Origin of the sequence: Flavobacterium restrictum (genome assembly GCF_007097245.1) — a bacterium.
In the GTDB taxonomy this organism is placed as follows: Bacteria; Bacteroidota; Bacteroidia; order Flavobacteriales; family Flavobacteriaceae; genus Flavobacterium; species Flavobacterium restrictum.
In genome coordinates this window covers 129,480-145,040 of record NZ_VJZT01000005.1, presented here as the reverse complement: position 1 = coordinate 145,040, position 15,561 = coordinate 129,480, and the positions used below count along the sequence as shown (strand labels likewise).

At 36.8% G+C, this 15,561-nt stretch carries 12 protein-coding genes; 1 reads left to right on the top strand and 11 read right to left on the bottom strand.

All coding sequences use genetic code 11. The annotated features are described in order from the left end of the window. Nucleotides 1–7 precede the first annotated feature (7 nt). The 5 genes from FNW21_RS07005 to FNW21_RS06985 all read right to left on the bottom strand — a co-directional run bounded on the left by FNW21_RS07005 (nucleotide 8) and on the right by FNW21_RS06985 (nucleotide 3,055). Nucleotides 8–532, bottom strand: coding sequence for a GNAT family N-acetyltransferase (locus tag FNW21_RS07005; protein ID WP_144256032.1), 525 nt, complete (start codon nucleotides 530–532; stop codon nucleotides 8–10). Nucleotides 533–586: 54 nt separating this feature from the next. Beyond that, the gene (locus FNW21_RS07000; protein ID WP_144256031.1) at nucleotides 587–910 is read right to left on the bottom strand and encodes an SUF system Fe-S cluster assembly protein; all 324 of its coding nucleotides are present in this window, start codon (nucleotides 908–910) and stop codon (nucleotides 587–589) included. A 72-nt stretch (nucleotides 911–982) separates the two neighbouring features. Further along, entirely contained in the window at nucleotides 983–1,402 is a 420-nt protein-coding gene (locus FNW21_RS06995) for a SufE family protein (RefSeq protein ID WP_144256030.1), read from the bottom strand. A 1-nt stretch (nucleotide 1,403) separates the two neighbouring features. Next, nucleotides 1,404–1,829, bottom strand: a complete 426-nt coding sequence (locus FNW21_RS06990; protein WP_144256029.1) for a hypothetical protein — start codon at nucleotides 1,827–1,829, stop codon at nucleotides 1,404–1,406. A gap of 11 nt (nucleotides 1,830–1,840) precedes the next feature. Next, nucleotides 1,841–3,055, bottom strand: coding sequence for an aminotransferase class V-fold PLP-dependent enzyme (locus tag FNW21_RS06985; protein ID WP_144256028.1), 1,215 nt, complete (start codon nucleotides 3,053–3,055; stop codon nucleotides 1,841–1,843). A 703-nt stretch (nucleotides 3,056–3,758) separates the two neighbouring features. Here FNW21_RS06985 and FNW21_RS06980 point away from each other — a divergent pair. Further along, a complete protein-coding gene (locus FNW21_RS06980) occupies nucleotides 3,759–5,105 on the top strand; it encodes a serine hydrolase domain-containing protein (RefSeq protein WP_144256027.1) in 1,347 nt (448 codons plus the stop codon). An 85-nt stretch (nucleotides 5,106–5,190) separates the two neighbouring features. Here FNW21_RS06980 and FNW21_RS06975 read toward each other — a convergent pair whose 3' ends face one another. The 6 genes from FNW21_RS06975 to FNW21_RS06950 all read right to left on the bottom strand — a co-directional run bounded on the left by FNW21_RS06975 (nucleotide 5,191) and on the right by FNW21_RS06950 (nucleotide 15,540). Further along, nucleotides 5,191–5,472, bottom strand: a complete 282-nt coding sequence (locus FNW21_RS06975; RefSeq protein WP_144256026.1) for a F0F1 ATP synthase subunit epsilon — start codon at nucleotides 5,470–5,472, stop codon at nucleotides 5,191–5,193. 78 nt (nucleotides 5,473–5,550) lie between these two features. After that, complete coding sequence (gene atpD / locus FNW21_RS06970; RefSeq protein ID WP_144256025.1) at nucleotides 5,551–7,062, bottom strand: F0F1 ATP synthase subunit beta; 1,512 nt, start codon at nucleotides 7,060–7,062, stop codon at nucleotides 5,551–5,553. A 232-nt stretch (nucleotides 7,063–7,294) separates the two neighbouring features. After that, a complete protein-coding gene (locus FNW21_RS06965) occupies nucleotides 7,295–8,761 on the bottom strand; it encodes an SGNH/GDSL hydrolase family protein (RefSeq protein ID WP_144256024.1) in 1,467 nt (488 codons plus the stop codon). Nucleotides 8,762–8,789: 28 nt separating this feature from the next. Then, complete coding sequence (locus FNW21_RS06960) at nucleotides 8,790–11,624, bottom strand: TonB-dependent receptor domain-containing protein (protein ID WP_144256023.1); 2,835 nt, start codon at nucleotides 11,622–11,624, stop codon at nucleotides 8,790–8,792. A 382-nt stretch (nucleotides 11,625–12,006) separates the two neighbouring features. Next, nucleotides 12,007–13,854 carry a glutamine--fructose-6-phosphate transaminase (isomerizing) gene (gene glmS / locus FNW21_RS06955; RefSeq protein WP_144256022.1) on the bottom strand — a complete coding sequence of 616 codons (1,848 nt, stop codon included), beginning with the start codon at nucleotides 13,852–13,854 and terminating at the stop codon, nucleotides 12,007–12,009. A 12-nt stretch (nucleotides 13,855–13,866) separates the two neighbouring features. Beyond that, nucleotides 13,867–15,540, bottom strand: a complete 1,674-nt coding sequence (locus tag FNW21_RS06950) for a DUF4270 domain-containing protein (RefSeq protein WP_144256021.1) — start codon at nucleotides 15,538–15,540, stop codon at nucleotides 13,867–13,869. Nucleotides 15,541–15,561: the final 21 nt, after the last annotated feature.

Genomic DNA, 15,561 nt, shown 5'->3' with positions numbered 1-15,561 from the left:
TGTTATACTACTTTTTAAGTTGCAATTTCATCATGATATCCGTTTGTTCTTCATCACCTAATTTGAAAATATGTTTGTCAAATTCAACAAAGCCATTTTTCTTGTAAAAATGTATGGCTCGTGGATTTTCTTCCCAAACGCCTAACCAAACCGAATCAACATTTTTGCCATTAGCGACTTGAATAGCTTGCTCATATAGTAATTGGCCAACGCTTTTTCCGTGAAATTCTTTCAAGACATAAATGCGTTCTATTTCAAGGGTTGTAACGTCTTTGAGTTCCGTTTGCGCATCGCCAACGTTTATTTTCAAATACCCAATGATTTCGTTTCCGTATTGGGCAAAGTAAAATTCCGAGTTTTGATTCGTCAATTCCGCGGTTAATTTTTCAGTTGTAAAACCTTCATTTAAATAGCTTTGCATGTTTTCTTCGGTATTGCTTGCTGCAAAAGTTTCAAAGAAGGTTTGTTTGCCAATTTTTTGTAAGGATACAATTTCGTTAAGACCAATTTTGGTCACTTCAACTGTGTTCATTGGTATCGAATTTTTGCTATTATAAAAGGTTTTTGTTAACAGATTTTTCGGTATTTAAAGCATTCCAAGTTCTAGTTTAGCTTCTTCGCTCATCAAATCTTTGCTCCACGGCGGATCAAAAGTGATTTCGACTTCGGCATCTTTTACATGCTCGATGGATTTTATTTTTTCCTCTACTTCTCTGGGTAAACTCTCGGCTACGGGGCAATTTGGCGAGGTCAAAGTCATCAGGATTTTTACTTCATAATCTGTGTTTACCATGACGTCATAAATCAATCCTAGTTCATAAATGTCTACAGGAATTTCTGGATCGTAAATGGTTTTTAGCTTTTGTACGATTGCTTCTCCCAATTCGGCGGTGATTATTTCTTCGGTCATAATTTTTTGTTTTTGAACCATATAAGACATTGAAGGTCATATATGGTAGTGGTCAACTATTTTATTTTGAAATTATTTTTTTGCATTAAATGCCAAGGCATACATTTTTATATTTTTTATCATCGATACCAAACCATTGGCTCTTGTTGGCGACAGGTGTTCTTTTAAACCAATTTCATCAATAAAATCCATGTTGGCGTTTAAAATATCCATTGCTTTTTGATTCGAAAAAGTCCGAATCAGGATAGCTATTATTCCTTTGGTCAAAATGGCATCGCTATCGGCGGTGAAAACAATTTGGTCGTCTTTTTGTTCGCCTTGCAGCCACACTTTCGATTGGCATCCTTTGATGAGATTGGCATCGGTTTTTGCCTCTTCCTTGATTAACGGCAAGCCTTTTCCTAAATCAATAATGTATTCGTAGCGTTGCATCCAATCGTCAAACATCGAAAATTCGGCTATGATATCGTTTTGTATTTCTTGTATTGTCATTTTATTTTTGGGTAAAGGAAACTATTTGGGTCACTATTTTTTCGATTTCTTGTGGCGGAAAACCATGGTCAAATCCTTTGGTTTCATATGTTTTTCCTTGGTATTTTATTTTTAAATTGGCAATGGCGGCACCGTCATAAAATCGTTTTTCGGTGGGTGCTTTCAAATTTGGAATGCCTTCTAAATTCAATTTTTGGAATTCAGCAACCAAGAGCTTCCAATCGGCATCCGAAATTGGGGTTGGAAGGGATTTTTCACCTCTTTTGCTAGAAACAGCAACCGTTTGGTTTTCGACTAGAATCGTTTTATTCGAACCTCTCGTCACGGTATTGTATTCGATTGAAGCGGTACTCATGTCGATTTTATTTTGATTGGTACATCCTTTTGCAAAAAAAAGCGTCAACAGCAGCAAAGATACTATTTTCATAATTTAGGATTTTAAGACAACATCATTTTGGCTTTTTTCACGGCTTCAACCATAACATCAATTTCTTCTTTGGTGTTGTAAAAAGCAAATGAAGCGCGAATGGTGCCGGGAATATTGAAAAAATTCATAATCGGTTGCGCACAATGGTGACCCGTTCTTACGGCTATTCCTAATTTGTCAATTATAGTGCCTATATCATAAGGATGAATCCCTTCGATGTTAAACGAAACAACCGAAGTTTTGGCTTTGGCAGTGCCAAAAATTTTCAATCCATCAATTTCTAATAACCGTTTTGTGGCGTAGTCTAGTAATGCTAATTCTTGCTCTTGAATGTTATCAAACCCAATAGAATTCATATAATCTATGGCGGTTCCTAGCACAATTCCGCCAGCAATATTAGGCGTTCCCGCTTCGAATTTATGAGGCAAATCCGCATAGGTCGTTTTTTCAAAAGTTACTTCCTTAATCATTTCGCCACCTCCTTGATAGGGCGGTAATTTGTTGAGCCATTCTTCTTTCCCATACAAAATTCCTGTGCCTGTTGGCCCACATATTTTATGTCCTGAAAACACATAAAAATCACAATCCAAGGCTTGCACATCCGGCTTTAAGTGCGGTACGGCTTGCGCCCCATCGATCAAAACGGCGGCACCAACTTGATGGGCTTTGTCAATCATATACGCAATAGGATTAATAGTTCCCAACGCATTCGAAATGTGATTTACGGTAACGATTTTGGTTTTTTCGGAAAGTAATTTATCGAATTCATCAATAATCAATTCACCGTTTTCATTCATCGGAATCACGCGTAACGTGGCTCCTGTTTTCTCACATAGCATTTGCCAAGGCACAATATTGCTGTGGTGTTCTAATGCCGAAACAAGGACTTCATCGCCGGGTTTTAAAAAAGAAGCAAAACCGTGGGCGACTAAATTTATGCCGTGTGTGGTTCCCGAAGTAAAGAGGACTTCGCAGGCTAATTTCGCATTGATATGGTTTTGAATTTTGCCACGAGATTCCTCATAGGCATCCGTTGCGAGTCGGCTCAACGTATGTACGCCACGATGAATATTGGCATTTATTTCTTGGTAATAGGTAGCTATGGCATCAATCACAATTTGTGGTTTTTGCGAGGTAGCACCATTATCGAAATAGACTAATGGTTTTCCGTTTACGGTTTGTGAAAGTATCGGAAAATCGGCTCTTATTTTTTGAAGATCTAACATGACTTTATTTAGAATTTTTCTAAATACAAAAGTAGTGAAATGGAACGTAATTTTTAGCAAACAGTTGTTAATAAAATCGCCTGTTGTCCATTTGTAATTTATAAAATACACGCTTGCATTTAATTTGGGGGCAACTTATTAACAGTTTAAAAAGGATCTACGACAAATTGCCTCATTTTTTATTTCAAAAAAAAATAGTATTGCAAAATCATTCACCATATAAGGTATTTAAGGTCATATAAGCCTGAATACAAAGGTTTTGGTATCTAACACAAATTAAACCAACGGCAAACAGCAACCCTATATGGGCTGAAATCTAAAAAATAAAAATAGTATTGCAAAAACATTCACCATATAAGGCATTTGGTCATATAAGTTTAAATACAAAGGTTTTGGTATCTAAAACAAATTAAACCAACGGCAAACAGCAAACTTACATGGGCTGAAAATCTCAAAAATAAAAATAGTACACAATCATTCACCATTTAAGGCATTTAAGGTCATATAAGTTTAAATACAAAGGTTTTGTGGTATTTAAAACAAATTAAACCAACGGCAAACAGCAAACTTACATGACCTTAAATGCCTTACATGGTTAAAAAAACAAAAACAGTGTTTTAATATAGTTGGTAAAATCAATTTGTTGCACACCCGCATCAAAACATTAGCACCTTTTTACTACATTGCTGTAAATTTAATAGTTATGAAAAAAATAGTCCAAGTTATTGGTTTAGCAATTTTAGTTTTTTTACTTTATTTTGGATACACCACCTATCCCAAGTTGGATTTAATTTCTGGCTTTTCGGCCAAAAGTATTGCCTCGGGACATTTTATAGACCATCGCTCGAAGGAACTGATCGAAAAAAGCGACAATGATATTCCGCTTATTGGTTTGGCTAAAAATAAAATTGACGACGCTGCACAATCAGCAACGGCAGCAGTTTATGGTTTGAAAGAACGAAAAGCCATTTATAGAGCGGGTTTAGGAGCGACATTAATCAACGCCGATTTTGATGTTTCAAAGCCCTATGAAGTTCCCAAAAGGACAAAAACCATTTCGGATTTGCCTTTTCCCTATGGCGATAACGAACCCAAAGACACGGTTTTTAAAAACATCGATTACACTCGATTGAAGGCGGCTGTCGCCAATGCTTTTGACACCAATAACCAAAAAAAGAAACGAACCCGCTCCATTCTAGTCCTTTACAAAAACAAAATCATTGGAGAAAAATACGATACTGGTTTTGACAAAAATAGCAAAATCCTAGGCTGGTCCATGACCAAAAGTGTGACGGGAACCCTGTTTGGCGTACTGCAACAACAAGGAAAATTCGACATTAACAAACCCGCACCCATCCCCGAATGGCAAAATGACGATAGAAAGAAAATCACTACTAGCGATTTATTGCACATGAATTCCGGTTTAGCATGGGAGGAGCAATACGATAAAATATGCGATGCGACCCAAATGCTGTTCCAAGCCGAAGACATGACGCAATCGCAACTGCAAAAACCCGCTTCATTTAGACCCAATACACATTGGAATTATTCCTCGGGAACGACCAATTTATTGTCGGGAATTTTGAGAAAACAGTTCCCTACACATCAAGAATATTTAGATTTTTGGTATTCGGCTTTAATAGACAAAATAGGCATGCACTCGATGCTAATTGAAACCGATATGGCAGGAAATTATGTAGGATCGTCCTACGGTTGGGCGACCACGCGGGATTGGTCAAAATTAGGATTGTTGTATTTGCACAAAGGGAATTGGAACGGCAAACAAATCCTGTCCGAAAATTGGGTCAATTACGTGAGAACGCCAACTCCTACTTCCAACGGGGCGTATGGGGCACAATTTTGGCTCAATGCAGGCGGAAAATTCCCTGATGTTCCTCGTGAAATGTATTATTGTAGCGGTTTTCAAGGGCAAATGGTAGCGATAATTCCTTCCTTGGATTTGGTTATTGTCCGCATGGGATTAAAGGAAAATCCTGGTTTCGATTTCAATGCATTGTTGCGTGGCATTGTGAGCAGTGTAAAGAAGTAACTTTTAGTGATCTTTTTCTAAAAAACAATTATAAAAAAAAGAGGCTGTTCTTATCGAACAGCCTCTTTTTTTGGATTGCATTGTTTTAGTCAGCTAAAACAATTACTTTATTATCTTTCATTTCAATAGTTCCTGATGCAATATCCAAAGTGTACAATTGATTGGTCACTTTGACAAACTTGTTTTCACTTTCAGCAGGAAAATCAAACGAAAGAGCCGCTATTTTAATTGTTCCTTTTTTTAACAACGAAACAATTGGTGCGTGATTGTTTAAAATTTGAAATGCTCCATCAACTCCAGGAAGCGATACCGAAGTAACTTCGCCTGAAAATAATTTTGCCTCTGGCGATACTATTTCTAAAATCATATTTTTTGAGTTATGAGTTATGAATTATAAATTATGTAAGCACTGCTCAATTCATAATTCACAATTCATAATTATTTTTTAAGCTTCTGCCAACATTTTTTCTCCAGCTTCAATAGCGTCTTCAATAGTTCCTTTAAGGTTAAAAGCGGATTCTGGCAAATGGTCTAATTCCCCATCAATAATCATGTTAAATCCTTTGATGGTATCTTTAATATCTACCAAAACTCCTTTTAATCCTGTAAACTGCTCCGCTACGTGGAAAGGTTGAGACAAGAAACGTTGTACACGACGTGCTCTTGAAACTGATAATTTATCTTCTTCCGAAAGTTCTTCCATACCTAGAATCGCAATAATATCTTGCAATTGTTTGTATTTTTGAAGAATTTCTTTTACTCTTTGTGCACAGTTATAGTGATCATCACCAATAATTTGCGGTGTCAAAATTCTAGAAGTAGAGTCTAATGGATCAACCGCTGGATAAATACCCAACTCGGCAATTTTACGAGACAATACTGTTGTTGCATCAAGGTGAGCAAAAGTTGTTGCTGGAGCTGGATCCGTTAAATCATCCGCAGGAACATAAACCGCTTGTACCGATGTAATAGAACCTTTGTTTGTAGATGTGATACGCTCTTGCATCGCACCCATTTCGGTAGCCAATGTTGGTTGATACCCCACTGCAGATGGCATACGACCCAAAAGAGCCGATACCTCTGAACCTGCTTGTGTAAAACGGAAAATATTATCCACAAAAAACAATACGTCTTTTCCTTGATCTGTTCCTGCTCCATCACGGAAGTATTCCGCAATAGACAATCCAGAAAGTGCTACACGAGCACGAGCTCCTGGAGGCTCATTCATTTGACCGAAAACGAAAGTAGCTTTTGACTCTCTCATTCCTGGCATATCTACTTTAGACAAATCCCATCCTCCATTTTCCATAGAGTGCATGAATTCGTCACCATATTTTATAATTCCTGACTCTAACATCTCACGAAGCAAGTCATTTCCTTCACGAGTACGCTCTCCTACTCCTGCGAATACAGATAGTCCGCCGTGCCCTTTTGCAATATTGTTGATCAACTCTTGAATCAAAACTGTTTTACCTACACCAGCACCACCAAACAATCCAATTTTACCTCCTTTTGAGTAAGGCTCAATCAAATCGATTACTTTAATACCTGTGAACAACACTTCGGATGAAGTAGATAAGTCTTCGAATCTGGGTGCTTGACGATGAATAGACATTCCGTTAGCGCCTGTTTTTGGTAATTCACCTAAACCATCGATAGCATCTCCGATTACGTTGAATAAACGACCGTAAACGTCTGGACCAATTGGCATTTGGATAGGATTTCCTGTTCCAACTACTTCATAACCTCTACTCAAACCATCTGTTGAGTCCATCGAAATGGTACGAACGGTGTTTTCACCAATGTGAGATTGTACTTCAAGTACCAATAAAGTACCGTCTTTTCTTGTGATTTCTAGTGAATCATAAATTTTTGGAAGTTCAACATCTTTACCGTTGAAAACTACATCAACTACTGGTCCAATGATTTGGGCAACTTTTCCTATTACTTTTGACATTACTTATGTGTTTATTAAATAGCTATTTAGGTTTATTGAAAATACCTCTTTTTTAAGAGTGCAAAGATAATTTTTTAAAATATAAAATCAATAATTTTTTTTATAAAAAATAGAATAATTTTAAAGAATTGTTTATAAACGCTTTCTAAACCGTTGATAAAGTAGAATTTTTTGAAAACAAAAAAACCACCACGTAATGAAACGGGTGGCTTATTCTTGTGATCTAAATTTTTTATTCTAAAGTGGCTGGGTATAAAATGCGATACAAACCTAAATCAACATTTTTCAACGTTGAAGTGTATTTTGCATTGATTGCCGCTGTAAAAGCATTGGCTATTAAGGCATATCCTCTAGGACTAGGATGCACACCGTCTAAAGAAAAAGCACCACCCGTAACATAGGTTGATGTTAGCGTAAAGCTGTTTTGCACGATTCCTCCTGTAGATAATTGTGCCATCATGGCTTTTGTATCTACAAAAGCCAATCCTTTTGAGTCAGCGATTGCTTTTATGGTAACATTGTAAGCATCTGTAGCTGCTTTTACTTCGGCAATTTCGTCTTTGGTCAAAACCCATTGGTCTGCCAAGGGCACCGAAACACCATTTACTTTGGTTGGGTCTCCTCCTACTGCAGTACCAATAACAGTTCTAGAGGTCAATACCATTAAATCCTCATTGGTTGCTTGTCTATACGATGGGATACCGTAAGCGGCTAAATTGGTCAAATAACTATCTTCAATCACAACAGCATTTGCGCCTGCTGCAAAAGTTATGGTTCTCTTGGTAGCTTCGGCAGCGGTAATTAACCCTTTTGAAGCCGCAAATAATAGTCCTCCATTGTATTTAGCATACCCTGCATTTAATTGCGTAGCAACTGCCGCAGTTAACGGTACTGGATTATAAGGAACGGTTGTGAAATAAGGTAATCCTGTTACGTAAGGAAGGTTGGCCACCACTCCTTTGGCACCATTGGCTGTCAAATTGGTCACTAAACTAGCATACACACTTGCAAAAACGTTAGGATCTGTAATGTCATTTCCACCATAAGTAGCTGGATTTAAATTTCCTGTTTGGTTTACACCAATTCCACCAGAAGTTGCATAACCTAAAACATCATTCCCTCCTATCCATAAAGAGAAAAAGGTTGGGCTTTGCGCCAAGGCATCGGCTAGAACAGTAGTGGTTGCAGAGGTTGCAAAACGAGCATAATACGGATTGGCTTTCCCTATAGCTACTCCTGCTACATTGCCATATCCTGGCGCAACAAGATGGTAACTTTTGGCTCCTGGTACACCTAGGTTGTTAAAAGGACCTGTGATTTTTGTAGTCACTTCGGTAGTTGGTTTTCCTGCTACTGCTACTGGAGCTGATCCGTTAAAATACAAACGTGTTCCTGCAATTACATTTCCGCCCAACAACAAACCGCCTAAATTGTCAGCCATATACGGTGTTTTGAACTCTCCTCCACCGGCTTCGGCAAATTGTTGTGCTAATATCGCAGCATAAGATCCGTCCTGCCCTTTTTTGAAAAGTGCTCCATCACTATATCCTGCAGCAAATGAATCTCCCAAAGCAACATATTTAGTAAAAACTGCCGTTCCTGGTGATACTGGCTCTTCTACAACCGCAGTATTATCATCGTTATTACATGCTACAAAGCTTAAAGAAACTAGTAGTAGCCATTTGAAATTTTTTATCATTTTTATTTTTTTTTAATTATTGACTCAATTACGGATTGATAGTCCAAGAAGCAAAATACTGTTGCCCAATTAAACCTGCACCAAGTACTTGAGCATATTCTTTTCCGCCAATGTTTGCAGCACCTATTTTTAATGTCGATTTCAATTTTGGAAGGTTGTAGTTTATTTGAGCATCTACTACTGTAGCGGCATCAACCATTCCATCTACCATTGATGACTGCCACAGGTATTCACTGTTCCATCTTGCGCTTACATTGAAACCAAAATTTGGTAACAATTTTTCGTTTCCAAACGAGGCTTTTACTCTGTGTTTAGGAGTATTGAATCCTGCTTCAAAACTTGGGTCTTTGGCTTGATCAAAATTAAATTCGGCATAATTATAGTTTACACCTACTTCAAAATCTTTGTACACTTTTTTCGAAAGACCTAAACCAAAACCAAGTGATTTGATTTCAACATCCGTATTGGTATACAGTTGAAACGCTCTGTAGTTTCCTGTTTGCAAAGCATGCAACGTTTGTGCGCCACCATCAGCTGCACCAGCCAAAGGATTTGGAGCATCTTGTGTTTTACCATACAAAGGTGCCACTACATTTAGATTTCCAATAAAATCATTATAAATATTGTAATACCCATTAATATCAACTGATACGCCATCTATAAAAGAGCGGTATCCTACCTCAAAAGCTTTTACTTGTTCTGGTTTAACAAAGTTGATGTTTGTTTTTCGTAACAATGCTGAAGCCGCAATAGGATTACTTCCTGCCAAAGCACTAAATGCTCCAACTGATGATGCCGTATATGAATTATTATACGCATTTAAGCCTGTAATAGTTACGGATGTTCCTCCTGCCAAAGCTTGACCAACTGCGGTTGAAACAGGCAAAGTCTCACTAAATCTAGTTAAATTATCAGGAGCTGAACCTAATAAGATAGCACTTCCTACATTGAAACCTATGTATTGATCTTGTGTTGATGGGTTTCTGAAACCTGTTTGAAAAGAGGTTCTGAAATTGTGTTTTCTACTTTCTCCTCCAGAGTAAACAAAAGATACTCTTGGCGAAAAGTTACCATCAAAGTTTTTGGATTTGTCATAACGAATAGATCCTGTAAATTTCAATCTATCGTCCATGAATTTTTTGGTCAACTGCGTGTAAGCACCGTATTCATTATAATTTATTGGACCATTAGCATCGGTATAAATTCTTCCGTGTGAATTCAATTCATACAATCTATAAGAACCTCCTACTTGAATTTCGGCAAATTTAATCAGGTCTTTGAAATTATAATTAGCGTCTGAATGGTAAATTTTGGAATTATCAACCAATTTTGAACCCGTAAGCACACTGGCTTCTGTAGTCACTTGGTTAAACGCATTTTTGAACTCTGCACTTCCAGGTAAAAAACGTCCTGTATCTGCTGTGTTTCTTGCTATAATATGCGCATTTTCTGGAGTCATACCCGCCAATGTAGATTGAATATAAGCTCCTGCATATTGACCAAACCAAGTTTTATCGTCTTTCCATTTTCTGTTGATATTAATCCCTGTAAAAAGCATGTCGTATGATTTTCCGCCATCTTCAGTGGTTGTATACCCTCTTACAAAGAAATTTTTACCTTTAATCTCTAATTTATGTTGTTGCATAAAAAAGTTGTTCAAATAATAGCGATTTGCTCCTTGGTAGACTGCGTTACCAAAACCAAATTTACTTTGCCAAATCACTTCTACATTTTCGTTGCCAAAAGGACGGTAGTGAAGGGAGAAATCAATTTTGGTATTACTTGCTTTATTGTCAGTTAAATCTACCTCATTGTATCCTGTTCTACTCACATTATAATTAGGCAATAAATTAACAGCTCCCGCAGGTATCAAACCCAATGATGCTAATGATTGTCCAACTCCTTTAAGATTGGTAGAAACCTCATCTCCATATACGTTGATACCATCATAGTTGACATGGCTTCTATCGCGTCCTGCTACTGTTTTGTCATCATAATTAGTTGCATACCAATCCGTTCCTCGCATGTAGGTAAAATTAACTTTACCCGCTAATTTTGGACTAAAAACCGCTGCCATACGTATCCCGTAATCTATGTAATCGTTTGATCCTGCGGCTTTTTGGCTTGTTTGTCCATATTTTGCATAAGCGGTAATACCAGGGCTTGTAAAAGGGCTTTTGCTGTTCATGAATAAAATTCCGTTAAAAGCATTGGCTCCATATAAAGCCGAAGACGCTCCTGGCAATAACTCCACGCTTTGAACATCAATTTCCGAAACACCAATCATGTTTCCTAAAACAAAATTCAACAAAGGCGAAGAGTTGTCCATACCGTCCACCAATTGCATAAAACGAGTGTTCGCAACCGTTGCAAAACCACGAGTGTTGATGGATTTAAAACTCAAACTACTGGTATTCATTTGGACTTCTTTTAAGTTTTCTAGTCCATCATAAAAACTTGGGGAAGCTGATTTCTTGATTTCGGCAATTCCCATTCTTTCAATGGTAACTGGCGATTCCAAAACTCTTTCGGGAGTTCTCGAAGCCGATACAACCACTTCATTAAGCTTGGTTTCCTCATCAGTCAACTTTACATTTACTTTTTGATTACTTGATTTTACGTTTACTTTTTGAGAACCAAATCCTACACTTGTAATTTCAAGCGTAAGTGGTAATGTCTTGGTTAAACTTAACGTAAATTTTCCATCAATATCACTCACAGTAGTAGCAGCGTCGCCTACCACTTTGATATTTGCGCCTGGAATAGGCTGGTTGTTACCGTCAGTAACAGTACCTGAAATTGAATTTTGAGCAAAGGTTATGCTGCAAAAAAACAATGACAAAAAAAGTAAATACACTCTCATTGGTTTAATATTAGTTGGTTTATGAGGTAAATGTAAAAATATTTTTGATATTAATAAAAAAGCGTTTGAAAAATATATTTTTTATCAATGTTTTTGAAGCAAATTAGATTATTAAATATTCAATATTTTTTATTTTTAACACAAAATTTAGACGAAAATACACAATAACAGTATGCACGCATAATAAAATTGAATTTATGGTATTCAAAAATCATTTTTTATACTTATTTAATAAAAATGAAATAATCAATAAAAAAGCATTTTATTGACGATACTGTAATTCTATTCCATACGCTATCCCTTACAAATTTATTTTACAAAAAAACCTCGAAAATGTTCTTTCGAGGTTTTGAAATGGTATTAAAATGAAGCGGTAAAAATATTATTCCACCGTTACTGATTTTGCTAAATTTCGGGGCTGATCCACATTACATCCTCTCATAACAGCGATGTGATACGATAATAATTGCAATGGAATTGTAGTAATTAATGGCGATAACGCATCGGATGTTTCTGGAATTTCAATGACATAATCTGCTAATTCACGCACTTGAGTATCGCCTTTGGTCACTACGGCAATTATACGCCCGCTTCGAGATTTTATTTCTTGAATATTACTCACAATTTTGTCGTAATGTCCTTGTTTTGGAGCAATGACAACCACTGGCATTTGATCATCAATCAAAGCTATAGGCCCGTGTTTCATCTCGGCAGCTGGATAGCCTTCGGCGTGAATATAAGATATTTCTTTTAATTTCAAAGCGCCTTCTAAAGCAACCGGAAAATTATAGCCACGACCTAAATACAAACAATTAGGCGCATCTTTAAAGGTAGCCGCAATTTCTTTGGCACGTTCATTAGTTTCTAATGCTTCTCTTACTTTTTCGGGAATTATTTCTAATTCTTGCAAATACATGTGGAAATCAGAATTTGATAATGTTCCTTTTGCTTTTGCCAAACGCAATGCTATCATGGTCAAAACCGTAATTTGTGTGGTAAATGCTTTAGTCGATGCTACGCCAATTTCTGGTCCAGCATGTGTATAAGCACCCGCATGAGATTCTCTAGAAATAGACGAACCCACAACATTACACACCCCAAAAACAAAAGCACCGTGTTCTTTGGCCAACTTAATTGCCGCCATCGTATCAGCCGTTTCGCCTGATTGAGATATGGCAATTACTACGTCTTTACTGTTGATAATTGGGTTTCTGTATCTAAATTCAGAGGCATATTCTACCTCAACTGGAATTCTAGCAAACTCTTCAAAGATATATTCGGCAACCAAACCAGCGTGCCAAGAAGTACCGCAGGCCACAATGATAATGCGGTCGGCATTCAAGAATTTTTCTAAATTATCTTCAACTCCTGCCATTTGGATAATCCCCTCATTGGCATGCAGTCTTCCTCTGTAGGTGTCTTTAATAACGCTTGGTTGCTCATAAATCTCTTTTAGCATAAAGTGATCGTAACCTCCTTTTTCAATTTGCTCCAAGTTCATTTGAAGCTCTTGAATATAAGGATCTACCTCGGAATCGTCTTTAATTTTTCTAACTTTCATTGGTTTGTGCAACCTAATATTGGCCATTTCACCATCTTCAAGATAGACCGCATTCGAAGTATATTCAATGAATGGAGAGGCATCCGAGGCGATAAAAAATTCGCCTTCGCCAACCCCTATAGCCAAGGGACTTCCTAATCGAGCGGCAACCAACTCATCAGGGCATTTTTTGTCAAAAACTGCAATGGCATACGCACCAACTACATAATTTAATGCCGTTTGAACGGCTTTGCCTAGTTTTAATTTTTCCTTTTTTTGAATTTCTTCAATTAAATTAACTAAAACTTCAGTATCGGTATCAGATTGAAAAACATAACCTCTAGCAATTAATTCTTGCTTAAGAGGAGCGTAATTTTCGATAATTCCATTGTGAATAATAACTAAATCCCCAGAATTAGAAACATGTGGATGCGAATTCACATCATTAGGAACGCCATGTGTAGCCCAGCGCGTGTGCCCAATTCCTATGGTTCCATTGGTGGTCATTTCTTTGCTAGCTTTCTCTTCTAAATCCGAAACTTTTCCTTTGGTCTTGCACAATTTAATATCGGCACCATCATACAACATCACCCCAGCGCTATCATACCCTCTATATTCCAATCGTTTTAATCCTTTGATAACAATAGGATATGCTTCTCTATAACCGATGTATCCAACAATTCCACACATAGCTTTAGTTTATTAGTTAGGTTTAGTATAAATGATTTCAAGTTTTAATTTTTTATCTTCAGGTACAGAAGAATTTGTACCATAAAGAATCGTTCCCAAAGGATTCATGACACTTGCTTTTGGAAGTTTTGAAAAATAAGCATTCGGTGTTTTTACTTTATAAAAAGCACTTGTTGCAATATCTTCGGTAACAACAACCCCTAATTTCACATTGGTAGAGTCCGTATGTTGAATTAAATTCTTGATTTGGTTTGTTATTCTAAATTTATACGTTAATCCCCTACCACCAGTAACGGCCTCTCTCGTTATATTACCGCCAAAATTGTATTTTGATTTTTTTACATCGCTACTCGTAGAAGCGTCCGTATAATAGTCTAAAACAGGAATGTTATGGGACAAATTATAGAGGTAAATACGTTGTGGTTCATTATTTTTAGCCATTGTGGCCGCATCAATATGAAACACAAGATTGGCTTCGTTGATTAATAATTTTTTGAACAAATATTGACTCCTCAATTGGTCTAATTCGTCCGAAACACCATTTGGAACTGTTGTTAAATTACCCAGCGCATCAATTCCTAAAACATCTTTTTTGTCAAAAAGTTCAATTACGCCTACTGATCCTTCTCCACCTTTCAAAAATAATTTTTCATCTCCCAAAGTTGGATTAGCAGTAGTCATTGCCGTTGTGTAAGCAGCACTTGTTTTGGTTTGATTCAATAAACTAACACAATTTCCAGTCAAATTAAGTACAATACTTTTTTTGACTCTCGTTACAGTTGTTACCCCACTAGTTGTCGTAGACAAATCTTCATTGTAATTCACTGTGATTTTTCCCGCTTTAAAGTTCAACATGGCCATATTACCATCGCTAGCCCCTGATTTTTCGACTTTAAAATACAATCCTTTGAAATATTCTTTAAAGGTGTTGTCATTTTCTAATTTTCCGGCAAGAGCACCGTCAATGATTTTAGTTTTAAAATAACTTTTATCTAAATTCAATTGCATTCCGGGAGGAGTTCGTGTAGTGGTTTCGACTTTTGTAATCGAATCTTTGGTTACTACAACATGCTCTGCTGGATCAAAGAAAAAAGCATCGTTTTGAGCCACACTAGCATCATTATTCAAACGACTTGAAACTTTATAACCATCAAATTCTGTATTTTGATCGTTATAGAATACTTTATCACTTTGAAAACCACCAACAAGTTCTTTAGCGGGCATATAAACACCTGACTCATAAACACTCAATTTCATAGGCGCTTTGCTAGCACCATAAATAGAATCTAATGTATATTCGTGACTCCCATCAGTAGCACTAGTGGTCGTTTTTGAGGCATCGTAATAATAAGGAATGGTTAAAACAACACTGCTTACATAAGGTTTTGCACCAATATAAGTGGTACTTATAGGAGTAGCCAATGTCAACTGTGTGTTGAAACTAGCAATTGTCTCACCAAAATTAGGATTGTCATAAATTCCTAAAGCATTTATTGCTAGGTTATTAGACTGTACCAGATCTGTTTTTTGATTGTAAGCCGTTACAGCCGAAGTGTATTGTAAAAGGTCAAAATTATTATCGCCTATAAGACCGTCGCCTATTGAATTATAATCTTTATCGCAGGAATACAAGAGAACAACCGTAGCTATTAGGATTATTTTCTTAAGAAAAGAAGTAGTGTGCATATTGTATGGAAAAGTTTATTT